Raw genomic sequence first — 23488 nt, forward strand, 5'->3', positions numbered from 1 at the left:
TCGGGCCGTCAGATCGGCTCGACCGGGTTCGTCGCCCAGGCGGCACGAAGGCGCTCGACCCGGTTCGGGTTCGCGGCGAACGTCTGGTCGCCGATGGCGGTCACCGGGCAGGCCGGGGTCGCGCTGTTGCAGATGAAGGCGGCGTCGAAGCCCGCGAGATCCGCGACGTTCACGGTCGCGGTGCGCTGGTCCAGACCGACCTCGGAAAGGCCCTGCGCGATGAGGGCCTGGGCCACGCCCGCCAGCATCGGAGCCCGGGGCCAGACCACGGTGTCGCCCGTGACGAAGCCGATGTTCCAGCTGCTGCCTTCCGAAACCACGCCGTCCGGATCCGCGAACAGGGCGTCGTCGAAACCGTCCGTGCGGGCGGATCGGCGGGCCCGGATCAGACCCATGCTGGCCGTGTGTTTGATGTGCGGTTCCTCGCGCCCATAGGTCTGGACCTGCAGCCGCAGACCGTCGGCCAGGGGCGGCGGTGGCGGTGAAACCGACGTCATCACCCTGGGCACGCCGGTCCATGACGGCATCCGGGGCCAGATGTCCGGTGAGAACAGACTGAGACGCACCCAGGCCGCGTCCCGTCCCGCCAGCGCCGCCCGCAGCCCCTCGCGCAACCGGGCCTCGCCCACCGCCGCGCCGAACAGCTCGACCGAAGAGGCCTCAAGCCGCGCCAGATGCAGGGTCAGGCCACGGACACCCCCCTCCTCGATCCGAAACGAGGTGTAGGCCCCGTAGTTGACCAGGGCGAGGTAGTGGAGGTCCGCCTCGGTGGCCGGAAGACCGTCGATCAGGAGGGTGGTCATCCTCCCCTCTCCCGGCGGGAGAGGGCTTGAGGCCCGCAGAGCGCAGCGATGCGACTGGGCCGAAAGGGTGAGGGGTTACGGTGCGATCCGGTGAGGGCGTAACCCCTCACCCTTTCGCGCAAGTCCGATCGCCTGTCGGCTCCCGGGCGCTCAAGCCCTCTCCCTTTGGGACAGGGTTCAGTCCTCGTCACCCTCGACCTCGGGCTCATCCCCGCCGCCTGTCTCGGCCAGCCGTTCAACCGACACGACGCGTTCGCCCTCGGCGGTGCGGAAGATGGTCACGCCCTGCGACGAGCGGCCCACGATCCGGACCTGACCCACGCGCGTGCGGATCATCTGGCCATTGGAGGTGACCAGCAGCAGGTCGTCGGTTTCCTCGACCGGGAAGGCGGCAGCCAGACGGGTGCCCGCGCGACCGCCCAGTCCATGGGCCGTCAGCCCCTGCCCGCCCCGACCGGTGCGGCGGTATTCATAGGCGGAGGATCGCTTGCCGAAGCCCGTCTCGGTGACCGTCAGAATGAACTGCTCGGCCGCACCGAGCTCGGCGATCCGCTCGACCGACAGGGCGGCGTCACCCGAGCCTTCGGCCTCGTCGTCCGCCTCGGCGACGGCGGTGTCGTCCTCGCCGTCGGTCGCCCGACGCATGGCGTTCGAATGCTTGACGTAGGCCGCCCGCTCCTCGGGCGTGGCATCGACCCGGCCGAGCACGGCCATCGAGATGACCGCATCGTCTCCTTGCAGGCGCACGCCCCGGACTCCGGTCGAATCCCGGCCCTTGAATACCCGCACGTCGTCGGCCTTGAAGCGGATGGCGCGGCCCAGGGCGGTCGTCAGCAGGACGTCGTCCTCGGCGGTGCACAGGGCCACGCCGACCATGTGATCGCCGTCTTCCAGCTTCATCGCGATCTTGCCGGCCCGGTTGACGGTGGCGAAGTCACTGAGCTTGTTGCGGCGCACATCGCCCGAGCGTGTGGCGAACATGATGTCGTAGTCGCCCCAGGTCGTCTCGTCCTCGGGCAGGGGCAGGACGTTCATGATCGAATCGCCCGGCTCGATCGGCAGCAGGTTGACGAAGGCCTTGCCGCGCGAGGTCGGAGCCCCCAGCGGCAGACGCCAGACCTTCAGTTTGTAGGCCTTGCCGTTGGTCGCGAAGAACAGCACCGGCGTGTGGGTCGAGGCGGAGAAGACGCCGACGACGGCGTCCTCGTCCTTCATCGTCATGCCGGACTTGCCCTTGCCGCCGCGATGCTGGGTCCGATAGGCGTTGAGCGCCACCCGCTTGACGTAGCCGCCGTGGGTCACGGTCACGACCATGTCCTCGCGCGGGATCAGATCCTCGTCTTCCAGCTCGAAGTCGCCTTCGCCGATGACGGTGCGGCGCGGCACGGCGAACTGGTTGCGGACGTCCAGCAGGTCCTCGCGGATGATCGCCAGGATGTTCTTGCGGTCCGACAGGATGGTCAGATGGCCCTGGATGGTGTCGGCCAGACCCCGCGCCTCGCCGAAGATGTCGTCGCGGCCGAGGCCGGTCAGGCGGCTGAGCGTCAGGCCGAGGATGGCGCGGGCCTGTTCATCGGTCAGCTTCAGGCTGTCGCCATCGATCAGGACCGAACGCGGATCGGCGATCAGCTCGACCAGGGCGATCATGTCGCCGACGGGCCAGGCCCTGGCCTGCAGCCGCTCGCGTGCCTCTGCCGGATCGGCCGACGAGCGGATGATGTGGATGACCTCGTCGATGTTGGCGACGGCGACGGCCAGACCGACCAGCACATGGCCGCGGTCGCGGGCCTTGGCCAGCTCGAACTTGACCCGGCGGACGACGACCTCTTCCCGGAACTCCAGGAAGACCTCGAGCAGTTTGCGCAGGCCCATCTGCTCGGGGCGGCCGTGGTTCAGGGCCAGCATGTTGACGCCGAACGACGACTGCATGGCGGTGTAGCGCCACAGCTGGTTCAGGATCACGTCGCCGGACGCATCCCGCTTCAGCTCGATGACGATCCGCATGCCCGCACGGTCGGATTCGTCGCGGACGTCGGAAATGCCTTCCAGACGCTTTTCGCGGACCATTTCGGCGATGCGCTCGATCAGGGTCTGTTTGTTGACCTGGAACGGCAGTTCCGTGACCACGATGGCCTCGCGGTCCTTGCGGATCGTCTCGACCGAGGCGACGCCGCGCACCACGACAGAGCCGCGGCCTTCGCGCAGGGCGTTGCGGGGCGCGGTGCGGCCCAGGATCTCGCCGCCGGTCGGGAAATCTGGACCCGGCACGATGTCCAGTATGGCGTCGTCGGTGATCTCGGGATCGTCCAGCAAGGCCACGCAGGCATCGACGATCTCGCCCAGATTATGCGGCGGGATGTTGGTCGCCATGCCCACGGCGATGCCGCCCGCGCCATTGACCAGCAGGTTCGGAATCCGCGCCGGCAGGACGACGGGTTCCAGTTCCTTTTCGTCGTAGTTCGGCTGGAAATCGACGGTGTCCTTGTCGATGTCGGTCAGCAGGGCGCTGGCGGCCGGGGCCATCCGGGCCTCGGTGTAACGCATCGAGGCCGGCATATCGCCGTCGACCGAGCCGAAATTGCCCTGGCCGTCGATCAGCATCAGCCCCATCGAGAAGGGCTGGGCCATGCGGACCAGGGCCATATAGACCGAGGCGTCGCCGTGCGGATGGAACCGGCCCAGCACGTCGCCGACCACGCGGGCGCATTTCGAATACGACCGCTCCGGCGTCATGTTCAGGTCGTGCATCGAATACAGGATGCGACGATGAACGGGTTTCAGGCCGTCGCGCGCGTCCGGCAGCGCCCGGCTGACGATCACGCTCATGGCATAGTCGAGGTAGGAGCGTTTCAGCTCGTCCTCGATGGAGATCACGGAGATGTCGCCGCCCGGATCGAAGGGCCCTCCCGATGGAACAGGCAGGGGCGCGTCATTGTCGAAGCTGTCGTCAGTCAAGGAAATCTGGCTTTAAATGGCCGGAATCGGAACGTGATCCGCTAAGGTGATTTCTAGCATCCGGGGGTCGGCGAAGCAAAGTTTCGCGGGCTTTTTCCGGGTTTCGACCCCATCCGTGAAAGGACGAAAACGATGCGTAAGGCTCTGCTCTCCCTGACCCTGCTGGCTCTGCCCCTTGGGGCCTGTGTCAGCGTCACCGCCAACGACTATGGCGACCACGTCATGGCCCGCGCCACGCCGGGCGATTTCGGCGAGGCGACTCTGGTCAACGCCGCGGGTGCCCGGGTCGGTCGCGCCGTCCTGACCCAAGGCGCGACAGGCCTTCTGATCCGTATCGAGGCGACCGGCCTGACGCCGGGCTGGCACGGGGTGCACATTCATTCTGTGGGCCAGTGTGCGCCGACCTTCACCGCAGCCGGTGCCCACGTGAATCACGGCATGCCGGCAAGGCCGCACGGCCTGCTGAACGCCGGAGGTCCCGACGACGGCGACCTGCCCAACATCTTCGCCGCCGCCGATGGGTCGGTCTCGGCCGAAATGTTCACCACCCGCGCGCGCATCGCCGACGAAGGACCGGGCGAATGGCTGTGGGACGCGGACGGCTCGGCCATCGTGATCCACGCCAACGCCGACGACCACACCTCCCAGCCGATCGGCGGCGCGGGCGATCGCGTGGTCTGCGGGGTCATGGCAGCGGGTTAGGACGACCCGTCAGGCCTTGGCGGCACCGGCGCGCAGCCCCCGCTCCGCCAGGGCCACGACCGCGACTCCGCCCATGGTCAGGGCGGAACCAGCCAGGATCTGCGGGGTCAGGACGTCGCCCAGGAAACCCCAGCCGATGGCGATGGACACCACCGGGGTGGCGAGGAAATAGGGCGTCACCCGCCCGGCCTCGCGCTTCTGCACCAGCCAGAAGACCATCGAGGTGGCGAACACCGACGACACGATCCCGGCCCAAAGCAGGCAGATCCAGATCAGCGGCGTCGCCGCCCGGACGGCCTCGACCTGGCCGTGCTCGGTGAAGGCGGAGCCGAAGGCCAGGGTCGGCAGGGCGAACAGGGCCAGCAGCCCCTGCATCTTCAGGGGCGGGATAGAGGTCGTGCGCCGGGCGATCACCGTGGTCACGGCCCAGCAGGCGCTGGCGGCCGCGACGATCAGAATGGCCGGCCAGTCATGCAGGGCGTGCGGATCGGCCGTCATCCAGACCACGCCGGCGAACGCCACGACCAGCCCCGCCAGGGCCGCCCTCGACAGCCGCTCGCCGAGCAGCAGGAAGGCGAACACGGCGGTGAACGGAATCCACAGCTGCGAGGCCACCGACACCGGGCTGACATCCTCGGCCAGCGAAAACCCCAGGTACAACAGGCCATAGTGAAGCGGCCCTCCGATCACCACGATCAGCAGCAGGCTTTTCCAGTTCGGAAACGGCGGCCGCACGAACGGGATCAGGCAGACCGAGGCGATGGCGAACCGCAGCGCACCCGTCAGGAGCGGCGGCAGGACGTCGGTCGCCACCTTGGCCGCTGCATTGTTCGCCCCCCAGATCACCACGATGGCGACGATCGCGCCGATCTCCATCAGGGTCAGCGGGCTGTGGGGCTTGTCGGGAATCACGGGCACACAAGGCCTATCGCACAGTGGGGGCACCAGGGCGCGTCACACCAGGTGACAGGGCGTTTCGGTCAGAACACCGGTCTGGCGACCATCAGGCCGTAGATGCCGATCACGGCCACAAAGGCCGGAAACCCCATGGCGAACCAGATCCGGTACAGACGGCCGTAGGTCGCGGACAGGCGTGTGCCCTGCGACGCCGCTTCCTCGGCCAGCCGTGCGAGCCGGACCTGTATCCAGACCACCGGCAACCAGAACAGACCCGTGATCGCATAAAGCCCATAGGCCGCGACCAGCCAGGGCTCGGACAGGCTGTAGCCCTGAATCTGGATCAACCACAGGCCACTCAGTGGCTGGACGACCACGGCCGTGGCGGTGAAGATCATGTCTGCAACGACCACGATACGGGCGACGGGCGCGATGGTCGATGCATCCCGGGACCGGTTGGCCCAAACCATGAAAAAGGCGATGCCCATGCCGGTTCCGAACAGGACGGCCCCCGACAGGATGTGGATCAGTTTGACGAGCCAGTAGAGGGTCATCTGCGGTTCACCGCCGGGCGTCGGTGGCGGCGACGAACAAGCACAGGGCCATCATCGGCAGAACCTTGAGCCACGGACCCAGAGGGTCGATCCAGTACTGCGGCAGACTGATCGTCCCCGCGATCAGATAGACCAGGGTGCTGAACGTCATCACCATCGCGACCCGCGCCGTCCATGGCCGCACCAGAAGCGCCAGTCCCAGCACCACGTCCAGCAGGGCCCCGAACCATGCGATTGGTCCGGCAGCATCGCCATAGCCACCCTCGGCCAGAACAGCCAGGGCCGCTCGCCAGCCGGGTCCAAAGCTGATGATGCCCGTCAGCGCCCAGAACAGACTGAGCGTGGCAACCGCCACCGGGCGGACGAACCAAAGCCGCGCATGCCACACATCCTGGACCGAGGCAGGCTCGCGCGACAGCTGGTCGGACAGGGTCAGGGGCTGGATACCGAGGGTCTGGACCCAGGTGTCGGCATCTCCCTCGACGCCATACTCCATCTGGCGCAGCGCGGTTGTTCGAAGCGGAGACGGCCAGCCGAGGCGGCCGGCGAGGTTGCCGAGGACCAGAACCGGCGCAGCCACAGCGGCCGGAATGCGCACGATCGGGGCCGGTGCGAGCCCCAGCCAGCCGCGATACAGCCGCAGAATCCCGGCCAGGGTGAGGCTTTGCGGTCCGGCGATATCGAGCGTTCGACGAAAGGGCGCGTCCGCAGCCAACCCGGCAACGACGGCAGCGCACAGATCCTGCATGGCAACGGGGCGAAACCTCTGTTCGCCGCCGATGACAGGAATCGCAAGGGGCAGCGCCGCCAGGGCGCGGATCAGTCCGGTTCCACCGAACGCCCCCCGCCCGATCACCAGCGACGGCCGCAGGATCAACCAATCCAGTGCGCTTGCCGCGAACAGGCGCTCCGTCTCGGCCTTGGATCGCGCATAGGCTGTTCCGACAGAGTCGTCGGCCCCCACGGCCGATATGTGGACGACGCGCTCCACCCCCGCGACCTCGCAGGCCGCTATCAGCGCACGCGGGCCCTCGACATGCGCGATCGCTGTACTGTCTCCCGCGCCGTCCTGAAGCACGCCGACGCAGTTGACCACGGCCGCGACGTCACGAAGGCTTTCGACCCAGTCGGACGCCCGCGTCAGATGGGCGAAGTCAGTCCGGATCCACTCATGCGCGGGGGCCCGGCGCGCCGCACGTTCCGGATCGCGCGCTCCGGCCCTGACACTCCATCCCGCCGAGGCGAGGGCCGCTGCGACATGCGCCCCGATGAAGCCATTGGCCCCGAGAACCAGCACCCGCCTCATCCCAGAATTCGTCCCGGATCCACCTCCGGCAGGAGGATGCAGACGGGCCGACGCCGCAAGAACCGGAGCCGGTTGCGCGCGACCCAGTCATAGGCTGCGTCACGAAGGCCGGGCGGAACGATGCGTAGCAGACCCGCCAGCGTATTCAGACCGCCGAGCTGTTCCGCCACCCGGATGGCAGCGTCCGACTTGAAGAGCGCTTTTCCGTTCTCGATCAGGATGAAGGTCGACAGGTCTCCGTCGTCCAGTCGGTAGTGGCGGTAGAGCGCCCGGCCCAGGGGGGATTGCGCGGCCAGCACCCGAAAGCGATCTCGACGATCCCGACGCAGGATCATGCGCGCCGACCCGGAACACATGGCACAATCGCCATCGAACACCACGACTGCCCGATCATCGGGAAACGGCGGTACGGACGGGTCCACCCGATAGCTGTAGGGCGCAGTCGCCACGACGCACCCTAAAACGGAATGTCGTCGTTCAGGTCGTAGCTTTCCCGCGGGCCGCTGGGCTTGTTCGCTCCGCCGGTGGAGAAGCCGGACGAATAGTCGTCGTCGCCGCCGCGACCCCCGCCGCCTTGCGAGGCCCCGCCCCCGTCCCGGCCGCCCAGCAGGGTCAGCTGGCCGTTGAACCGGCCGACGATGACCTCTGTCGTGTACTTCTCGACACCGTCCTTGTCGGTCCATTTCCGGGTCTGCAGCTGGCCCTCGATATAGACGGTAGTGCCTTTTTTCACATAATTTTCAACGACCTTGACGATGTTATCGTTGAAGATCGAGACCCGGTGCCATTCGGTCTTTTCCTTCTTCTCGCCCGAGGACTTGTCGCGCCAGGTCTCCGACGTGGCGATCGACATATTGGCGATCCGGTCGCCGTTCGGCATCGACCGGATTTCGGGGTCGCGCCCCAGATTGCCGACCAGGATGACCTTGTTGACGCTTCCCGCCATGAGCTTGGTTCTCTTTCTGAAATCTCGACCGCGCGGGTCTGCCCGTCGCGATCGTTAACACGTGTTCCGGTTTCGTTCTAGCCCGCCGGAGGTGTGGGCGGAGCCGCTTCCTCGATGATGCTGAGGCCGTTGGTCTCGCGCTCGATCGCCTGGGGCACCGCCAGGCGACCGTCGCCCGTGCGGGCCAGGGCGAAGAAACGGATTCCGTCCAGCGACTTGCCATAGGACACCCCGCGTCCATCGACGAAGATGAAACGGCCCTGATAGGACCCGATCACCTCACGCTTGTTGCCGCCCATGCCCAGGAACCGGGCCCGCATCTCTTCGAGACGCGCGGCGCAGTATTCGATCGCCGGCTGATCGCGGGCCACGACATTGAACTGGGGATCCTGGCCCTCGGGCGTGCCCAGGGCATAGCAGACGCCCTTGTCATACGGTGCCTTCAGCTTCTCGGCGCAGCCGGTCGCGGCGAAGGCGGAAAGAAGCAGGACGGGGACGATCGCGCGCATCAGTTCAAGCCCGGAAACTGGCAGTTCCGGTCCTGGTCGGCCAGGATGCGGAACCGGGTGTTGTCAGTGGACTGTTCGACCCGACGCGGCACCAGACGCAGCGTCAGGCTGCCGTGCTGGCCATACTGGGCGTCTCCGGGCGAAACGCAGGTGCCGGCGTAGAGCGCCTGGACGCACTGGCCCAGACTCATGTCGGTCGAGATCTGGCGCCATTCCGAACCCGTGTAGCGCAGGCAGGGTGCGCCCGACGCGCGCTGAACCTGCGGCTCGCGCTGCGGCTGGCTGCCGGGTTTCCCGGGCGGGCTCGCATCGGGCGTGTCGAGCCCGTCGTTCAGGTCCGCGACTTCCGACGTCGGCAGCTCCGGCGGCGGCGCGAACGACGCCGTCGGGGCCGCCGCCAGATTTCCGCTGGCGTCCAGGCCGACATCCAGACCGTCTGTGGCCAGTCCATTGCGCCGGGCACAGTCGGCCAGGGTCGCCATGCCGACGAACTGACCGTCGACAAAACAGCGCAGTTCGCGCGTCGGCTCCAGCGACGGGGCATCGGCCAGATCGACCTGAAGGCCGGCCGGCCTGTCCACGGGTGGAGCCTGGGTCTGATCCTTCTTGCCGCCGAAGATCAGGGCCAGCACGATCGCGGCCAGGATCGCCACGCCGGCGCCGATGGCCAGGATCACCCGATTGTCGTTGGGAAGCTGCATGGTCCGGGGCACTCGGGGCGGCGAAAGCGTCAGGGCTCAATAACCCCGCGCGCCCCCCATGCGTCAACCGCGAAGGCCGCCTGTCCTCAGGAACCGGTGAGACGCGAAAGCGCGGCCTGATAGTTTGAAATCTGGCTGGTCAGATAGGCAGGGACCGCGCCCTTGGCAGACGCGCTCGTGTCCTGCGGGGCCAGGCCGCGATAGGCGTCGCGAACCGCCTTCAGGGCGCCCTGCAGCTTTTCCCCGGCCGCCTTGATCGCATCGGCGTTCGACAGGGTCAGGTTGGAGGGCAGGCCGAGACCAAAGGTCCTGGTCTTGGTGTCCCCCGCCGCCACCCCGATGTACCCGGACGAAAGCCCGAGACCCAGCAGGGCGTCGCGCCCGGTCTCGCCCGAGGTCAGCACCGCACCGGTCTTGCCGTCCTTGGCCGTGATGGACAGCCGTTGCAGACCGCCGGTCGTGGTGGTCGTCTCGCCGTCCTTGCCGGTGGCCGCGCCTCCCTCCGAGGCGATGGTGACCTTCAGCTTGCCGGCCGAGGCCACGCTGATCTTGCGGGCCAGGGTTGCCAGGGTGTCCTTGGCGTCGATGGTGACGGCCGTGGCACGGCCTCCGTCCGCCGGGCTGATGTAAAACCGGTCGCCGACGCGCACGGAGGTCGCGGCGGTCAGCAGCTTGGAGTCCGACTGATCGATCTCGCCCTGTGGCAGCCCGAGCCGGTCCAGCACGCTCGCCCCGTTCGTGGCCACGGCCAGGGTCATCGGCTTGGCCTGATCGGCCTCGCCCGACCAGGTCCGCGTGTATTCCACCGCGCCCGTCAGGGGGTTGAGCCGGGTCAGATAGGCTTTGGTGGGGTCGGTGTCCTTGGCATCCACCGCGCGGTTGGCGATCCCGGTGACCCAGACCTTGCCATCCACCACCTTCACATCGGCAGCAGAATCCTCGCCTGCCTGGCCATACCAGGTCAGCCGATCGGTGCCCGCGGCAACCAGGTTGGTGGACAGGGCGGCGACGAAGACGTCCTTGCCGCCGGAGTTTGCCCGGGTCGTGGTCCCGGCGGAAAGGCCGCTGTCGCGACTGCTGCCGGTCAGGATAACCTTGCCGTTCGAAACCGACAGCCCGGCGATCTCGCCCGCGATCGCCCCCAGGTCCCGCGTCGAGGCCAGGGTGGGTACACCCGCTGCGTCCAGGCTGAAGCGCCGCACGACGGCCCGGCCGTTCTCGACCCCGGCGGTATAGAGGTTCGATCCGTCGACAGTCACGGCGTCCACGCCGTCGTCGGAACCGGTTCCGAACTGGGCCTGTCCGATGGTCTTGGCGACGATGCCAGCCGTTGGATAGGGCTCACCGGCCTTGAAGGCCTGGACATAGCCGTCCCAACCCCCGACGGGGCTCGAGCCTGTCATCGCTGACTTGGCCCGACCGCCGATATAGACCACGCCATTGGCTCCGAAGGCGACGCTGGTGGCCTCGTCGGCGGCGCGCGCGCCCCGGCGCTGGGTCCACTGTTCCTGTCCGTCCTTGTCGAACACGGTGACGAAGCTGTCAGCGACGGTCGCCACCTCTCCTGTCTTGCCCGCATCGGTGGTCGAGGTGTTGAGCGATCCCGTGACCGAACCGGCCACGGCGACAGTGCCGTCGGCGTCGACGGCCAGGGCAAATCCGCTGGCGGTCGACGCCGCGCCCAGCGTCCGCGTCGCGACCAGTCGCCCGGCGGTATCGTATTTCAGCAGCGCCACGTCCTGGCTGCCCTTGATCGGCTGGTTGGTGGGTCCGGATTCGACATCTGCCACCAGCCATAGTGATCCATCCGGCCCCACGGCGCTGGCCCGAACCGTCTTGACTTCGTCCGGCAGCTTTTCCTGCGACAGCCGACCGTCGACCCAGTGGGTCTCGCCGACATTGCCGCCCGTGGGCATGGCAGCAGTCCCGCCATCGCTCTGGAACTTGAGCAGTTGATTGACCAGGCTGGCGGGTACGGTTGTCTTGGTGGTCTTGACGCCATTGACCGTCGTGGTGGTGGTCTGGGCCGCCGCGCCTGCCGATTGGACGACATAGACGGCGTCGGAGGTGTCGGGCGCGGTGAAGCCGACGGTCTCGGTCGAGGTCCCCCGGATCGCCAGAGCCCATTTGTCCGGCCCGGCCGGCAGGGTGACGGGCTTCCCGTTGACGGTGATGGTCTTGGGTTCCGCCTTGATCTGGTCGCGACCGACGCGGGTCTGGAACCCGGCGGCCTGCAGCTTGCCGTTGATGAAACCGGTCACCGCATCCAGGGTGCGCGGCGTGGAACCCAGTTCGGACAGGTCGATAGCGATGCTGGTCGTCGTCGTCGACTGACCGGAGGGCACCTTGATCGTGATGCTGAACCGCGTGTCTCCGGCGAAGGCGGCCACGGGCGTATCCAGCGTACCTTCGTGGACCGGCCCGGTGATGGAGTTGGCGCTGTCCCTCGGCACGGCGGCCGTCGTCTTCGACAGGCTGGTCGAGGTGCCCTGAACCAGACGCAACGCCTCGAAATCAGCCTTCTTCAGATAGGTGCCGATTTCTTCCATCCCGGCTGCGAACCGCTTCTGAACCAGGGCAAGGTCGGTCGGAGACAGCCCCTTGGTGGTCGCCCGGTTGGCGAGGGCATTGAGGGTATCGAGGCCCTGATAGAGGGCGAAAAGCTTCTTGTAGTCGGCGGATGCGCCCTTCACATCCAGCTGGGCGGCATCTTCGTTGACGAACGCACGACCGCCCATCGCCTGGCGGACCAGAGCATCGGCCTTGGGCGCCGTCGCCTGCGCCGCCGTGCTCCACGGAGCGGTGGGCTGGGCCTTCTTGGCGACCGATTTCGTCAGGGCAGCCGACTGAGCGGGGTCGTAGCTTCCCCCGTACAGTCCAAGCAGATAGCCGCTATTCACCGCCACGCGAACCTCCTGCCTCCACTCTCGCAGAACGGGATCAACGTTCCATTAACATCCGGGTCAGGAACGAAGGTCTGCGAATCGTGTTGTGATCCTGCCAGACAGGAGCAAGACGATGATGTTTCCGAAGTCGCTTATTCAGTCCCTGCTTGCGCTTTACGGCTTCGGCGAACGCGCCAATATGCCCCGCCAGCGCCCCGCCCCTGTCGTCATTGGCCATACGAGCCGACGATTCGGTTGAGACTTACTGGAACAGCGACAGGATGATCTGCGGCGCCTGGTTGGCGATCGACAGGGCTTGGGCACCGAGCTGCTGCTGAACCTGCAGGGCCTGCAGGCGAGCGCTTTCCTTGGCCAGATCGGCGTCCACCAGATTGCCGATCCCGCTTTCCACAGTATCGCTGAGCTTGGTCACGAAGGTGCTGTGCGCCGTGATCTGCTTCGCCTGGGACCCGATGTCGCCCATCGCCGCGTTCAGCGCCGTGATGGAGTTGTCCAGCTTGTTGAGGGCCGTGGTGGCGCCTGTGAGCGTCAGCAGGCTGTCGGACAGCCCCAGCGAGATGATCGTGCCCGACAGCGTCAGATTCTTGCCCGACAGTGTGACGTAGGACGTCGCGTCGGCATTGGCCAGGAACCTGATTCCGTTGGTCAGAACGCCGTTCAGAATGTTGCCGCCGTCGAAGGAGGCGTTCTCGACCGCCGACTTGATCGCGCGCAGCAGGGCCTTGAAATCCGAGTTCAGCAAGGACCGCGACTGGGTGCTGAGTGAGACGTCCTTGGCCGCTACGACCTTTTCCTTCATCTGATTCAGGAGATCAGAGACTGATTCGCCGGCCGAAAGGGCGACATCGGCGATCGAGGTGGCGCGATCGAGGCTTTGCTTCACGGCCGCAAGCGCCCCGACATCGGCACGCTGGCTCTGGGCGATGGCCCAGATGGAGGAGTTGTCCTTGGCCCCCTGGACCCTCAGCCCCGTGGACACGCGGTTCTGTACGCTGGTCAGGTTGTCGTTGGTGCGAGCCAGGTTCTGCAGCGCGGTGGCGGCTGCGGCATTGGTGTGAACGCTGTTGCTCATAGGTCTTCTAGCCCCGGGATGTTGGCCGCAAGGCTACTGCGAGAACTGTGAGCGTATGGTTAACGGCGTTTCACAACCGAAATCGCCCGCGTCGGGAGAGCCCGCGCGGTGTAGATGTGTTTGCCTGACGCCCGAAAATCAGGCGCTGGTGTCGATCAGACCACCCGCCGTGTAGCCGCCGCTTTCGGACATCTTCAGCACCTGTTCGCGAGGGAACTGGCGCACGACCTTTCCGGTCTCGCTGTCCAGGGTCTTGTAGACGAAGGTCCCCTTGGAAGAGCCTTCCTCGATGATCAGGCGGTACCGCGCGGCCCGTGTGGCGTCATCCGCGGCGCGTCCCTGCTGGAAATCTCCGCCCGGCGTCGTTGACGACGGGGCGGCGACGACTGTGGGGACGACGGTCAGCTTCGCATTGGTTTCCATAGCTCCTCACGCCGGTAAGGCCGGCGGCTCCTGAAAGAGCGGTCGGGCGGGGCACCATGCCCCGCCCTTCCGCCTGTTTGCCTATCGGAACAGGCCGAGCAGCGTCGAAGACGACTGGGAAGCGATCGACAGAGCCTGCACACCCAGCTGTTGCTTGGTTTGCAGCGACTGCAGTCGTGCGCTTTCCTTCGCCAGATCCGCATCGACCAGGTTGCCAACGCCGTTCTCCAGGGCGTCCGACAGCTTGCTGACGAACGTCGAGTGGGTTTCGAACGCCTTGGCACCGGTCCCCAGGCGAGCCAGGGAAGCGGAGACCTTGTCGATCGAGGCGTTGACCAGACCCAGGGCCGTGGTGGCCAGGGTCGCGGTGCCGATGGTGGTGCCCGCAGCCACGGTCACATTGGCACCGCCCAGCGACAGGATTTCACCCTTGACGCGCGTGGAGGTGCCGGACGAGTTGGCCAGGGCGCTGAAGCCGGTCGTGGAACTGAGCATGTTCACGCCGTTGAACGTGGCGTTGGTGACCACGGTGGTGATCTGATCTCGGAGCGCCTTGAAATCCTCGTTCAGGGCGTTGCGCGATGCCGTGGACAGCGACTTGTCGGTCGCGGCCAGGGCCTTGTCTTTCATCTGGACCAGAAGGTCAGAGACCGACTCACCGGCCGCGAGGCCGACGTCGACGGCCGAAGAACCACGCGCCAGGCTTTCCTTGACGGTATTCAGGGCGGTGACTTCAGAGCGCTGGGTCTGGGCGATAGCCCAGATTGCGCCGTTGTCTTTTGCGTTGTTGATCTTCTTGCCAGTGTTGATCCGGCTCTGGACGGTATCCAGGTCGCGGTTCGTGGCGTTCAGATTCTGGAGGGCGGTATAGGCGCCCGAGTTCGTGTTCACGCTGTTTACAGGCATGACGAAAGTCCTTTTTTCAAGGTGTCCGACCGTCGTTTTGACCGTCGGGAGCATTTTGCTCGGGCTCTTGGAAGCAATCGTCGGGCCACGAATGTGAAAATCGCGTCAAAGCCATGCATCTGAAAAACCTGCATTAATTTTTCTCACCCATGGCCGTGACCCGGCAGAATGTGCCGCAAGTGGCTTCCGGCGGCAGGAAATGCCGGGTGCCGGGCAGAATTTGCCGGGTCACTGCGGCTCGCGATGCCGGACCGAGGGCCTCAGGGTGATCCGGCTCGCCCGAAGGCCCGAACCAGGAACGATGGCCTCGGCCTCGCACGCGACCTGTCGATAGCCTCGCGTTCGGCCAGCAAGGTCTCGACCGCCAGTCGTCGGGCCAGATCGCATTCGACGATCTGACGGCCCCGCGTCAAGTAGCCGACCTCGAGATCGATGGTCCCCGGATCATCGGGCAGCCGGTAAAGGTCACATGGTCGGCTCGCCAGCTGCGGCAGGGTCAGGCGCGGCGGCGCAACCGACGAGGTCGGGCGCAATCCGGCACAGCTCGCGATCATGGTCGCGCAAGCGATCAGCGCGATCGGTCGCAAGGGGTTGGTCGGCATCATCGGCGGTTCTCGCATCCTGAATGGCCAGGGTCGTGGCGCGATCCAGCGACCGCGCGGTCTGAAGGGAGGCATCGAGGCGAGCGATCTGACCGGCCTGACCCTCTGCCTCTACGGAGCGCGCATCTGCGTCGGCCCGGGCGCGCGCGGCCACGGCCTCGGACGCTTCGGCGCGTCGTCGAGACAGGTCGAGCGGGTCCCAGCGAAAGCCGAGCCCGCCCAGGACCAGACCGAGCGCCGCGACAAGGGCCACAATCCCTGTGATCAGCCCGAGCGGGGTCAGCGTTCTCAGCGCCGGGCCGAGGAGGTTCGGGGTCATGGAAACACCTTTCGATCCAGCTCGAAATGCGGACCGTCGCGCAGGCGCGGCCAGTCGCCGCCCCACACGAGGGCCACACCCCTGGTCATCGCCGTCGCCTTGATGTGCGCCGCGATGCGCGGATACAGCGGCCAGTCCCAGCGGATCTGGCCCTCGACCACCGCCGCCAGATCGACCGCGTGGCCGGTGATGTGGCGCGAGTTCAGGGTCCGGCTGGCGCCGGCCTTGACCAGGGCCGCCTGCCGCGCCGGGCTGCGCATTCCCTCGGTCACCATGAAGTCGATCGGGCTGGTCAGGATCGCCGCCTCGACGATACCGACCAGGGCCGGATGAACCCCCTTCAGCCGCGCGTGCGACCGGCTCGACAGTCGAAAGCTCATCGTGCGCCACCCTGCGTCAGACGGATGCGCAGATTGGCCATCAGTACCACCAGTTGCTGAGCCGTCGGCGCGACGAGATAGACGACCAGCATCAGGGCAAGCAGGGTCATCAGCCCGCTGGCCACGGCGGGCAGGGACCGGGGTTCGGTCCTGCCGACGGCGTCCGCCAGCAGCCGCCACAGCGCGCAACTGGCCAGAAAGACATACAGCCTGCGCCACAGCCATTGGCCCTCGGCCAGGGGCGGTCGTTCGGGTTCACTCATCGTGCTCGTCCTTTTCAAAATGGGGTTGGGTCCAGCGCCAGTCCGGACCGGCCGCCATCGCGCCCTCGCGACGGGTCATGCGGCGCGGCAGATCCCACGCCTCGGCATCGAGCAGTTCCGGCTCGTCAGGCTCTGGGGTTTGGGGGCGGCGCATGTCGTCACCCCTCGGCGAGGATCAGCACGGCCCCGGCCGCGCCTGTTCCACCCGCGCCGCCGGCGGTGACGCCCGCGCCGCCGCCCCCACCCCCGCTGCCGAACGTCCCGCCGTTTCCGCCTGCGAACCCCGCTGCCGAGGCAGAGGCCGCCCCGCCCCCGCCCCCTCCACCGCCCAGGGCGATGGCCGGCGTGGGCGCGGCGCTGCCCGAGGCACCCGCACCGTTCCCGGCGGCCCCACCGGGCGAAAGCTTCAGCAGTACTGAACCGTCTCCGCCCGTGCCCGATGCCCGGATGGTCCCGGCGGTGTTGAGAGCACCGCCGCCGCCGCCACCGCCCGGGGCTCCGGGCCCGGACAGGCCTTGACCCGCCTGTGCCGCGCCGGTGGTCGAGGATGCGCCCCCGGCGTTCGATGCGATCAGTCCGAGACCTCGCTGTCCCCCGCTCCCGCCGGCGGCGCCCGGGACGCCCGCTCCGCCACCGCGCGCGGTCAGAATGACAAGACTCGAGGCCGAGACGGTCGTCGCCTGACCGTCCGCGCCGCCTGCTCCGCCCGCGCCGATGGCAATCCCCAGACTGCCCGGCAGGTCCGCCGTGCTGCAACGAAGGACGCTGAGACCACCGCCGGCTCCACCCCCGCCACCGAACCGCTCGCCCGAAGCTGCGAACGCTCCGGCACCCCCGCCGCCCCCGCCGCCGACCGCCGTGATCGTCAGCATCCGTGCCCAGGCCGGCGGCGTGTAGCTGGATGAACGGGTAAGAAGGCTGGCCTCGACCCGCATTGCGCCCGCCGGAAAGGCCACACGCCCGTCATCGGCATCGACACGGAACGCCTCGCGCCAGGTCGATCCGTCGGCGCTGACCTTCAGGCTGAGGTCTTCGTCACCGATCAGCCCCAGCTCGGCACGCCCGGAATAGCCGCGCTGGAACAGGACTGACATCACGTCCGGAGCCGCGTCCTTGTTCAGGACCAGTCGCAGTGCGCCTGTGCCGCCCTCCGCCACCGGTCGCGCGGTGAACAGGGCGCTGTTGATCCGCGCGGTCAGGGGATTGGCGGCATCGGCCTGGGTGTTCAAGCCGAGGCGGGTCAGCCGCTGGATCGCACCGCCCGAGAACGTGGGGACCGACCAGCCCGCATCGTTGCGGACCACCAGCTGACCCTCATCCAGAACGACGGCGATCATTCCGACCGGGACCGGCACGCGGGTCCACCCGCCGAACTCGGCCCGGACCAGATCGCCCTCACTCCAGGTCGACCAGACCGCACCCCTGGGCGCGTTCGCCAGGATATAGAGGTCGCCGTCCTTGGGATCGGCGGGCTGGACCGCGACCGTGCGGCTGATCACGGCGGTCTGGATCAGGCCGTCGAGCCGGGTCAGGGCCTCGTTGACGGTGACATGTTTCTGAAGCTGGCCGGCCGCGACATAGGGCAGATTCAGGCGGGCACTCTGGCTGGAAGGCATCGAAATCTCCGTTGAGGGACGGAGATCAGTGTCGTTCAGCGCCGATACCGGGCGCGTTCAGGCCCGCATTAAACTGGCCGGCGATTGAAAATGCAGGATTTTTCAGTGCGAGCGCGGACAATTGGCCCGGACGTCGCGGACATGGACCGGAAAGATGCGGGGAGACCGATGGAAGGGCTGGGTGGCCTCCCCGCGGACCGGATCGCGGCTGTCAGGACCCTCGGCGTCGCGCAAGGGCATGATCGCTTGAGGTGGATCCACGACGTGGGTCCACCCGAAAGCGTGAATCATGCCCTCGCTCATATCTGGCGACACCGAAACGAGCCGGTCGCATTCAGCTACGCACCCGCCGCGACATGGATGCCGTCAGAGCGGCTGCAAGTCGCCGGTCGCCACGACCGGGCCGTCGGGCGCGTCGGCTGCAGGGGTATGGCCCGGTGCCTCCAGCGATATCGCCACGGCTTTGGCATGCCCGGCCTCGTCGGCCAGAAGCGCCGTCAGGGTCCGGCGGCTGGTCGCCGAGCCGTCGATGGCCCCGACCAGCTGGACGCCACCCTCGGGTTTGACCAGCCAGAGGTGAGGCACGCCCGCCCCCCGGCTGAGCGCGGTCATGGGGGCGATGAACAGCTTTCCGGTCGCCGTGTCATAGGCCAGCGCCACCGCCGGCGCGCCGCCGTCGGTCAGGGACAAGGTCGCCACGCGGGTCACGCCGCCCTCTGGCGCGGACGGGGCGATCGGCGCGGGCTCGGGTCGCGCCAGCAGGATGGCGACGCCGGCGACACTCGCAGCCAGCAGGGCGGTCGAGGCCACGGCCCAGGTCCGCCAGAAAGCGACGCGACCATTGTCGTTGGCGACAGGCTGGATCGCCGACTCCACGCGCAGCCAGACTCCCGACGATGGCGTTACGGGTGCAATCTCGGCGGCAAAGGTGGCCAGGTGCTCGTTCCAGGCCTCCACCTCGGCGGCGAAGGCAGGGTCGGACCGCTCGCGCGCCCGTGCGGCCCGTTCCTCTTCGGCGGACAGAACGCGCAAGGCGAGCTCACCAGCCAGGGCGCGGTCATGGTCGGCGGGATCGATGGGTGAGTCGGTCATGTCTCGAGGCAGCTCCTCAGCCTCAACAGCCCCCTGCGAATCCAGCTCTTCATCGTGCCGAGCGGCACGTTCTCCTTGCTGGCCAGGGCATCATAGGTGACGCCCTCCAGAAAGGCGGTTCGGATGGCTGTGCGGACCTTGTCTTCCAGCGTTTCCAGGCAGGTGTTCAACCGTCCGACCTCGTCGGTGGTCTCGATCGCGTCCGAAGCCAGCGGTGCCGCGTCGGCCAGGTCGTGCGCATCCTCGACCGGCACCGAGCGCCGCATGGGGGCGGCCGAGCGCAGCCGGTCTATCGAGCGGTTGCGCGCGATGGTCACCAGCCAGGTGATCGGACTGGCGCGCGTCGCGTCAAAGGTCGAGGCCTTCCTCCACACTGTAAGATAGGTGTCCTGCAAGACGTCCTCGGCCAGCTGGCGGTCCGCCAAGATACGCAGGCAAACGCCCAGCAGCTTCGCGGAGGTCGCCTCATAGACGATCTTGAAGGCGCGCCGATCCCCTTCGCCCGCCCGGCCGAGGGCAAGGGCCAGTTCATCGCGCGTGAGCATCGCATTCATGGAACCGTCCGAAAGCCACAGCCGACGCGAATAGGGCCGTTGGAGACGGGGGCGTCAAGCGCGGCGCCCCGCCTAATCATGCAGGTAGACAATTCGCCGCTTCTTCGGATCGGCGCGCATCTTGGCGACATGGCGGTCGTGTTCACCCGACGCCCTGGCCTCGCGCTCGTTCGCCTCGACCCAGTGGGTGGTCTCGATGTCCTTCTGCAACGCCCTGGCCGCCAGCAGGTGTGCCGGAAACAGCGTATCCACGACCGCGCCCGCGAACGGCACCGCCGCCGTCGCTGTGTCGCTGAGCAGATAGGCCGCCATCCGGGCCATGGTGGCGGCCGATGCGCGGGCGCGTACGGCCTGGATCATCAGCCAGCCGCCTGCCCCGACGGTATAGGCGTCCCCCACGAAGGGAACCCAGGTCAGAAGTCCGTCCATCCCGATGCCGAAGGGACCGAGGCCGACGACCCGATCCGACAGCTTCTTGACGCCCTCGACATTGGACCAGATCTTCTCGATATCCGCGACCGACCGTTTCGCCATTCCGCCCTCCCGAAGCGAGTGGTCAACGCATCACAACGACCCGCGTTCACCCCGGAACGCAAGCGTCTTCGCGAAAGGCCGCCCGTGTCACGCGTCCGACTGATCCTGACCGGCGGCTTGCTGCTTTTGCTGGGGCCGCCCCTGACCATCGGCCTGGCCGCCCTGAGTGGCATCGGCCATCGGTGGGTCGACATTCTGGCCCAGTTCGTCGGCCCGGCAATCTTTGCTTCTGCGCTGATCGCTTTCGTCACCCTGGCCCTGCGGCTGCGCGTGGCGCTGGGTGGTGCCATAGCGACCGTCCTGATCCTGCTGGTCGCCGGCTGGCCCCAGTGGTTTCCGCCGATCGGCGAGGCCCGGGCTGGCGCGCCCGTCGTGTCCCTCTATTCCGCCAATGTCTGGGTCGAGAACCAGGACGTGGCCGCCGTCGCCCGATCGGTACAGGCGGCGGACGCGGACATCGTCGTCCTGGTGGAGGTCGGCGACCCCCTCGTCTCGGGCCTCGATCGTATTGTCGGGGCCTATCCACACAGGGTCGTGGGCAGGGCCAACCAGGGCCGCAAGGGCCCGTCACGCTATGTCTTCGCCTCGCGCTTCCCGATCCGACCGGTGGATACCTTTGCCGAGCAGCTGGATGCGGCGGGTGTTGTGGCGCAAACCCCGCTGGGGCCGATCACCGTGGTGGGCGTCCACCTGACCCGGCCGTGGCCCTACCAGTTCCAGTGGGGCCAGATCATCCAGGCGCAAGGCCTCTCGAAGTGGCGGGCCGCCTTTCCCGGTCCCATGATCGTGGCGGGGGATTTCAACAGCGTCTCCAGCGCGCGCATCGGCCGCCAGATCCAGGCCGAAACCGGTTTGATCCCCGCCCCCGGCTGGCCCGGGACCTGGCACAGCGCCCTGCCCGCGGCCGCCACCATGACCATCGACCAGGTCTATCGCTCGCCGGACCTCGCCCTGCTCGACCGCCGGCTGGGTCGCCGGAACGGATCGGATCACCGGGCCGTGGTCATCCGCTTCACCGGTGCCGTGCCGCCACCAGCCGGCTGAGCCGATCGGCGTGGCCGGTCGCGGGGAAATCCGCCGCCACCCATTCGTCCTCGAACGCCTTCAGGATCAGGCCCGTTTCTGGCCCCGGCTCGACGCCCAGCCTGGCCAGCTCGCGGCCACCGATGGGCATCCGGGGCACGGCCCAGTCGGCGACGGCGGCCAGAGCGGATCGATCCCCCTGGCCGCCCGCCTCGGCCAGCCCGCGCATCAGCCGGTCGAGCACGGCCTGACGTCCCAGCCGATAGGTGAAGGCACGCAAGGTCGCATGCGGTGTCGCCAGGTCGAGCGGCCCCAGTGCCGCATCGCCCAGCCGCCCTTCCATCACGCGAGAAAGCCGCAGGGCCTGGGCGGCAGTCACCACCACGGGCGGCTCGTCCGGCAGCAGGCTCGACAGGCGCAGAACGGGATCGTCGCTGAGATCGACCATGGCCTCGAACGCGGCAGACGACGCCACGGCCGGAATCAGCCGCGCCAGCACGCCCGCGTGCCTCATCGCCGATACGGCAGGCCTCGGATCGGGCGCGGCCAGGAGCTTGAGCAATTCCTTCGACACCCGCTCGGCCGACAGGCGTGTCAGTCCCTCCGCATGGGCCGCGCAGGCGGCCAGTCCGTGCGAGTCCGCCTCGGCCCGGCCATACCAGGCGTAGAAGCGGAAGAAGCGCAGGATACGCAGATAGTCTTCCTCGATCCGCCGGGCTGGATCGCCGACGAACACGACCCGCCCCGCCAGGGCATCCTCGACCCCCTGCCCGGTCGGATCGAAGATCGTGCCGCTGCGATCGGCATAGAGGGCGTTCAGCCGGAAATCCCGACGCGCCGCGTCCTCGGCCCAGTCGTCGGTGAAGGCGACCACCGCCCGTCGCCCGTCCGTCTCCACGTCGCGGCGCAGGGTCGTGATCTCATAGGGTTGACGCTCCGACACCGCCGTCACCGTGCCGTGCGCCAGCCCCGTCGGCACGACCTTCAGCCCGGCCGCCTGGAGCGCCGCCATTGCGTCCGCGGGCCTCAGCCGCGTGGCGATGTCGATGTCGTCGACCGGCCGCCCGACCAGAGCATTGCGGATGCAGCCGCCCACGAAGCGCGCGCAGTCCGGCCCACCCGCGGCCTCCAGAGCATCCATGACGGCCATGGTGGCGGACGATGTCAGCCAGTCTTGCCCTTCCAGCCGGGTCACGCCGCATCCTCGGCTACGGCATCCGCCACGTCGGCTTCATCGCCATACAGGCGCGCGCGCAGACCCCGGATGATCCCGGCCGTCGCCCCCCAGATGTAGCGCTCCTGCCAGGTCATGGCCCAGAACCAGCGGCGCACCCCGTCCGTCGACTCTAGATGGTCGCGGCTGTGATTGGCCGGATCCATCAGGAAATCCCACGGCGTCCGGAAAATCTCGGCCACCTCGTCGGGCGAGGCCGTCAGCACGGGCTCTGACTCGATCCAGCCGACGACAGGCGTCACCAGATAGCCGGTCCCCGTCTCATAGGGGTCCGACAGGCCCAGAACCTGGACCAGACCGGGGTCCAGATCGACCTCCTCGCGCGCCTCGCGCAGGGCGGCTTCGACCGCCGTCTCACCCGTGTCCAGCCGACCGCCGGGAAAGGCGATCTGGCCTGTATGCCGCGCCAGGCTGTCGGCACGTCGCGTCAGCAGCACCGATGCGCCATCGCGCGTCGCCAGAACGGGAATCAGCACCGCCGCCGGCTTCAGCGGCCCCTCCACCCAGCGCAGGGCACCCGGGTTCAGGTCGAAGTCCGACCGGGTGGGGCGGGTGTCAGCCCGCCATGTGTCAGGCGACGACAGGCCATCGGTCAGCCACGTTTTCAGGGACGCCAGGCTCATGTTACGCCCGCGCCCGGCGGCCCCAAGGCGAACCACGCGCCGCCGGAGGCCACCATCAACTGCCCGTCGCGCACCTCGGCCAGCTCCACCAGATCATAGAAGACCGTCCGCGCGATCCGGGCCTCCAGCCCGCGCCGCACGTGCAGACGTGGCGAAGGCTCGCCGGTCACGGGGTCGGTCTCGACGGCGATCGGATGCTCCGGCCCGGCCCGCACGAGGTCGCCGACGTCGGTGGTGAACACCAGATCGTCCCCCTCGCGCTCCATCGTCACGGCCCGGAACGGCAGGTCCTCGACCGTGATCTTCAGCTTCTCGCCCGGCGTGACCAGGTGATAGCCGTCCGGATCCAGTCTGAGAATGGTCGAGAACAGCCGCACCAGCTCAACCCGCCCGATCGGCGAGCCTTCGTGCGTCCAGGTTCCGTCCGCACGGATGACGATGTCGATGTCGCCGCAATGGTCCGGATGCCACAGATGCACCGGCGGCAGGCCGCGACCGGGGGCCTGTTGCGCCGCCCGGGTCAGGCCCGCCAGACCCGTCGCTGTCTCCGATCCGCTCATACGGAAGA

The 23488-nt window shown here is 67.8% G+C and carries 26 protein-coding genes; 2 read left to right on the forward strand and 24 right to left on the reverse strand.

Annotation, left to right across the window (positions count from 1 at the left end; translation table 11 throughout):
• Positions 1-8: 8 nt before the first annotated feature.
• Positions 9-803, reverse strand: coding sequence for an aminotransferase class IV (locus O3139_RS12090; protein ID WP_269514305.1), 795 nt, complete (start codon positions 801-803; stop codon positions 9-11).
• A 177-nt stretch (positions 804-980) separates the two neighbouring features.
• Entirely contained in the window at positions 981-3758 is a 2778-nt protein-coding gene (gyrA, locus tag O3139_RS12095) for a DNA gyrase subunit A (RefSeq protein WP_420022319.1), read from the reverse strand.
• Positions 3759-3890: 132 nt separating this feature from the next.
• On the opposite strand from gyrA, the gene O3139_RS12100 reads away from it, so the two are divergent.
• Positions 3891-4460 (forward strand): superoxide dismutase family protein, encoded by a 570-nt coding sequence (locus O3139_RS12100; RefSeq protein WP_269514306.1) that lies wholly within the window; start codon positions 3891-3893, stop codon positions 4458-4460.
• A gap of 9 nt (positions 4461-4469) precedes the next feature.
• On the opposite strand, the gene O3139_RS12105 is transcribed toward O3139_RS12100, so the two are convergent.
• From O3139_RS12105 to O3139_RS12195, 19 genes are all read right to left on the reverse strand, one after another.
• On the reverse strand, positions 4470-5378 hold the full coding sequence (locus O3139_RS12105) for a DMT family transporter (protein WP_269514307.1): 909 nt from the start codon (positions 5376-5378) through the stop codon (positions 4470-4472).
• Between the two features lie 62 nt (positions 5379-5440).
• Entirely contained in the window at positions 5441-5911 is a 471-nt protein-coding gene (locus O3139_RS12110) for a DUF2269 family protein (RefSeq protein ID WP_269514308.1), read from the reverse strand.
• 7 nt (positions 5912-5918) lie between these two features.
• Complete coding sequence (locus tag O3139_RS12115) at positions 5919-7217, reverse strand: SDR family oxidoreductase (protein WP_269514309.1); 1299 nt, start codon at positions 7215-7217, stop codon at positions 5919-5921.
• On the reverse strand, positions 7214-7666 hold the full coding sequence (locus O3139_RS12120; RefSeq protein WP_269514310.1) for a thiol-disulfide oxidoreductase DCC family protein: 453 nt from the start codon (positions 7664-7666) through the stop codon (positions 7214-7216). The genes O3139_RS12115 and O3139_RS12120 overlap by 4 nt, the downstream gene beginning before the upstream one ends.
• Positions 7667-7674: 8 nt before the next feature.
• Positions 7675-8163, reverse strand: a complete 489-nt coding sequence (ssb, locus tag O3139_RS12125) for a single-stranded DNA-binding protein (RefSeq protein WP_269514311.1) — start codon at positions 8161-8163, stop codon at positions 7675-7677.
• Positions 8164-8240: 77 nt separating this feature from the next.
• The gene (locus tag O3139_RS12130; RefSeq protein ID WP_269514313.1) at positions 8241-8672 is read right to left on the reverse strand and encodes a hypothetical protein; all 432 of its coding nucleotides are present in this window, start codon (positions 8670-8672) and stop codon (positions 8241-8243) included.
• Positions 8672-9373 carry a hypothetical protein gene (locus tag O3139_RS12135; protein ID WP_269514314.1) on the reverse strand — a complete coding sequence of 234 codons (702 nt, stop codon included), beginning with the start codon at positions 9371-9373 and terminating at the stop codon, positions 8672-8674. Before O3139_RS12135 ends, O3139_RS12130 begins: the two co-directional genes overlap by 1 nt.
• Before the next feature lie 86 nt (positions 9374-9459).
• The gene (locus tag O3139_RS12140) at positions 9460-12279 is read right to left on the reverse strand and encodes a transcriptional regulator (protein ID WP_269514315.1); all 2820 of its coding nucleotides are present in this window, start codon (positions 12277-12279) and stop codon (positions 9460-9462) included.
• A gap of 241 nt (positions 12280-12520) precedes the next feature.
• Positions 12521-13351 carry a flagellin gene (locus O3139_RS12145; protein ID WP_269514316.1) on the reverse strand — a complete coding sequence of 277 codons (831 nt, stop codon included), beginning with the start codon at positions 13349-13351 and terminating at the stop codon, positions 12521-12523.
• A gap of 138 nt (positions 13352-13489) precedes the next feature.
• Positions 13490-13774, reverse strand: a complete 285-nt coding sequence (locus O3139_RS12150; protein WP_269514317.1) for a flagellar protein FlaG — start codon at positions 13772-13774, stop codon at positions 13490-13492.
• 81 nt (positions 13775-13855) lie between these two features.
• The gene (locus O3139_RS12155; protein WP_269514318.1) at positions 13856-14680 is read right to left on the reverse strand and encodes a flagellin; all 825 of its coding nucleotides are present in this window, start codon (positions 14678-14680) and stop codon (positions 13856-13858) included.
• A 465-nt stretch (positions 14681-15145) separates the two neighbouring features.
• Positions 15146-15601, reverse strand: a complete 456-nt coding sequence (locus O3139_RS12160; protein WP_269514319.1) for a hypothetical protein — start codon at positions 15599-15601, stop codon at positions 15146-15148.
• Positions 15598-15981 carry a M15 family metallopeptidase gene (locus O3139_RS12165; protein WP_269514320.1) on the reverse strand — a complete coding sequence of 128 codons (384 nt, stop codon included), beginning with the start codon at positions 15979-15981 and terminating at the stop codon, positions 15598-15600. The genes O3139_RS12160 and O3139_RS12165 overlap by 4 nt, the downstream gene beginning before the upstream one ends.
• Positions 15978-16244: a hypothetical protein gene (locus O3139_RS12170; protein ID WP_269514321.1), complete on the reverse strand. Its 267-nt coding sequence runs from the start codon at positions 16242-16244 to the stop codon at positions 15978-15980. Before O3139_RS12170 ends, O3139_RS12165 begins: the two co-directional genes overlap by 4 nt.
• Entirely contained in the window at positions 16237-16398 is a 162-nt protein-coding gene (locus O3139_RS12175) for a hypothetical protein (RefSeq protein ID WP_269514322.1), read from the reverse strand. Before O3139_RS12175 ends, O3139_RS12170 begins: the two co-directional genes overlap by 8 nt.
• A 4-nt stretch (positions 16399-16402) precedes the next feature.
• The gene (locus O3139_RS12180) at positions 16403-17860 is read right to left on the reverse strand and encodes a DUF2793 domain-containing protein (protein WP_269514323.1); all 1458 of its coding nucleotides are present in this window, start codon (positions 17858-17860) and stop codon (positions 16403-16405) included.
• A gap of 366 nt (positions 17861-18226) precedes the next feature.
• Positions 18227-18952: an anti-sigma factor gene (locus O3139_RS12185; RefSeq protein WP_269514324.1), complete on the reverse strand. Its 726-nt coding sequence runs from the start codon at positions 18950-18952 to the stop codon at positions 18227-18229.
• Positions 18949-19506 (reverse strand): sigma-70 family RNA polymerase sigma factor, encoded by a 558-nt coding sequence (locus tag O3139_RS12190; RefSeq protein ID WP_269514325.1) that lies wholly within the window; start codon positions 19504-19506, stop codon positions 18949-18951. The genes O3139_RS12185 and O3139_RS12190 overlap by 4 nt, the downstream gene beginning before the upstream one ends.
• Before the next feature lie 72 nt (positions 19507-19578).
• Positions 19579-20040, reverse strand: a complete 462-nt coding sequence (locus O3139_RS12195) for a DUF4112 domain-containing protein (protein ID WP_269514326.1) — start codon at positions 20038-20040, stop codon at positions 19579-19581.
• An 84-nt stretch (positions 20041-20124) separates the two neighbouring features.
• Here O3139_RS12195 and O3139_RS12200 point away from each other — a divergent pair, with 84 nt between their 5' ends.
• Positions 20125-21084 carry an endonuclease/exonuclease/phosphatase family protein gene (locus O3139_RS12200; RefSeq protein ID WP_269514327.1) on the forward strand — a complete coding sequence of 320 codons (960 nt, stop codon included), beginning with the start codon at positions 20125-20127 and terminating at the stop codon, positions 21082-21084.
• On the opposite strand, the gene O3139_RS12205 is transcribed toward O3139_RS12200, so the two are convergent.
• Genes O3139_RS12205 through O3139_RS12215 form a run of 3 tightly spaced genes read right to left on the reverse strand, consistent with a single transcriptional unit; the run spans position 21053 to position 23480 of the window.
• A complete protein-coding gene (locus O3139_RS12205; protein WP_269514328.1) occupies positions 21053-22258 on the reverse strand; it encodes a CCA tRNA nucleotidyltransferase in 1206 nt (401 codons plus the stop codon). The genes O3139_RS12200 and O3139_RS12205 overlap by 32 nt on opposite strands.
• Entirely contained in the window at positions 22255-22920 is a 666-nt protein-coding gene (locus O3139_RS12210) for a CoA pyrophosphatase (RefSeq protein ID WP_269514329.1), read from the reverse strand. The genes O3139_RS12205 and O3139_RS12210 overlap by 4 nt, the downstream gene beginning before the upstream one ends.
• The gene (locus O3139_RS12215; protein ID WP_269514330.1) at positions 22917-23480 is read right to left on the reverse strand and encodes a DUF1285 domain-containing protein; all 564 of its coding nucleotides are present in this window, start codon (positions 23478-23480) and stop codon (positions 22917-22919) included. Before O3139_RS12215 ends, O3139_RS12210 begins: the two co-directional genes overlap by 4 nt.
• Between the last annotated feature and the right edge of the window lie 8 nt (positions 23481-23488).

The organism is Brevundimonas subvibrioides, from assembly GCF_027271155.1.
GTDB lineage: Bacteria > Pseudomonadota > Alphaproteobacteria > Caulobacterales > Caulobacteraceae > Brevundimonas > Brevundimonas subvibrioides_D.

What these genes read in the sequence shown, in the direction of transcription:
- O3139_RS12090 (WP_269514305.1), bottom strand. Translation starts at nt 803, where the DNA reads ATGACCACCCTCCTGATCGACGGTCTTCCGGCCACCGAGGCGGACCTC.
- O3139_RS12100 (WP_269514306.1), top strand. Translation starts at nt 3,891, where the DNA reads ATGCGTAAGGCTCTGCTCTCCCTGACCCTGCTGGCTCTGCCCCTTGGG.
- O3139_RS12110 (WP_269514308.1), bottom strand. Translation starts at nt 5,911, where the DNA reads ATGACCCTCTACTGGCTCGTCAAACTGATCCACATCCTGTCGGGGGCC.
- O3139_RS12115 (WP_269514309.1), bottom strand. Translation starts at nt 7,217, where the DNA reads ATGAGGCGGGTGCTGGTTCTCGGGGCCAATGGCTTCATCGGGGCGCAT.
- ssb (WP_269514311.1), bottom strand. Translation starts at nt 8,163, where the DNA reads ATGGCGGGAAGCGTCAACAAGGTCATCCTGGTCGGCAATCTGGGGCGC.
- O3139_RS12130 (WP_269514313.1), bottom strand. Translation starts at nt 8,672, where the DNA reads ATGCGCGCGATCGTCCCCGTCCTGCTTCTTTCCGCCTTCGCCGCGACC.
- O3139_RS12135 (WP_269514314.1), bottom strand. Translation starts at nt 9,373, where the DNA reads ATGCAGCTTCCCAACGACAATCGGGTGATCCTGGCCATCGGCGCCGGC.
- O3139_RS12145 (WP_269514316.1), bottom strand. Translation starts at nt 13,351, where the DNA reads ATGAGCAACAGCGTTCACACCAATGCCGCAGCCGCCACCGCGCTGCAG.
- O3139_RS12150 (WP_269514317.1), bottom strand. Translation starts at nt 13,774, where the DNA reads ATGGAAACCAATGCGAAGCTGACCGTCGTCCCCACAGTCGTCGCCGCC.
- O3139_RS12155 (WP_269514318.1), bottom strand. Translation starts at nt 14,680, where the DNA reads ATGCCTGTAAACAGCGTGAACACGAACTCGGGCGCCTATACCGCCCTC.
- O3139_RS12160 (WP_269514319.1), bottom strand. Translation starts at nt 15,601, where the DNA reads ATGACCCCGAACCTCCTCGGCCCGGCGCTGAGAACGCTGACCCCGCTC.
- O3139_RS12165 (WP_269514320.1), bottom strand. Translation starts at nt 15,981, where the DNA reads ATGAGCTTTCGACTGTCGAGCCGGTCGCACGCGCGGCTGAAGGGGGTT.
- O3139_RS12170 (WP_269514321.1), bottom strand. Translation starts at nt 16,244, where the DNA reads ATGAGTGAACCCGAACGACCGCCCCTGGCCGAGGGCCAATGGCTGTGG.
- O3139_RS12175 (WP_269514322.1), bottom strand. Translation starts at nt 16,398, where the DNA reads ATGCGCCGCCCCCAAACCCCAGAGCCTGACGAGCCGGAACTGCTCGAT.
- O3139_RS12180 (WP_269514323.1), bottom strand. Translation starts at nt 17,860, where the DNA reads ATGCCTTCCAGCCAGAGTGCCCGCCTGAATCTGCCCTATGTCGCGGCC.
- O3139_RS12185 (WP_269514324.1), bottom strand. Translation starts at nt 18,952, where the DNA reads ATGACCGACTCACCCATCGATCCCGCCGACCATGACCGCGCCCTGGCT.
- O3139_RS12190 (WP_269514325.1), bottom strand. Translation starts at nt 19,506, where the DNA reads ATGAATGCGATGCTCACGCGCGATGAACTGGCCCTTGCCCTCGGCCGG.
- O3139_RS12195 (WP_269514326.1), bottom strand. Translation starts at nt 20,040, where the DNA reads ATGGCGAAACGGTCGGTCGCGGATATCGAGAAGATCTGGTCCAATGTC.
- O3139_RS12210 (WP_269514329.1), bottom strand. Translation starts at nt 22,920, where the DNA reads ATGAGCCTGGCGTCCCTGAAAACGTGGCTGACCGATGGCCTGTCGTCG.
- O3139_RS12215 (WP_269514330.1), bottom strand. Translation starts at nt 23,480, where the DNA reads ATGAGCGGATCGGAGACAGCGACGGGTCTGGCGGGCCTGACCCGGGCG.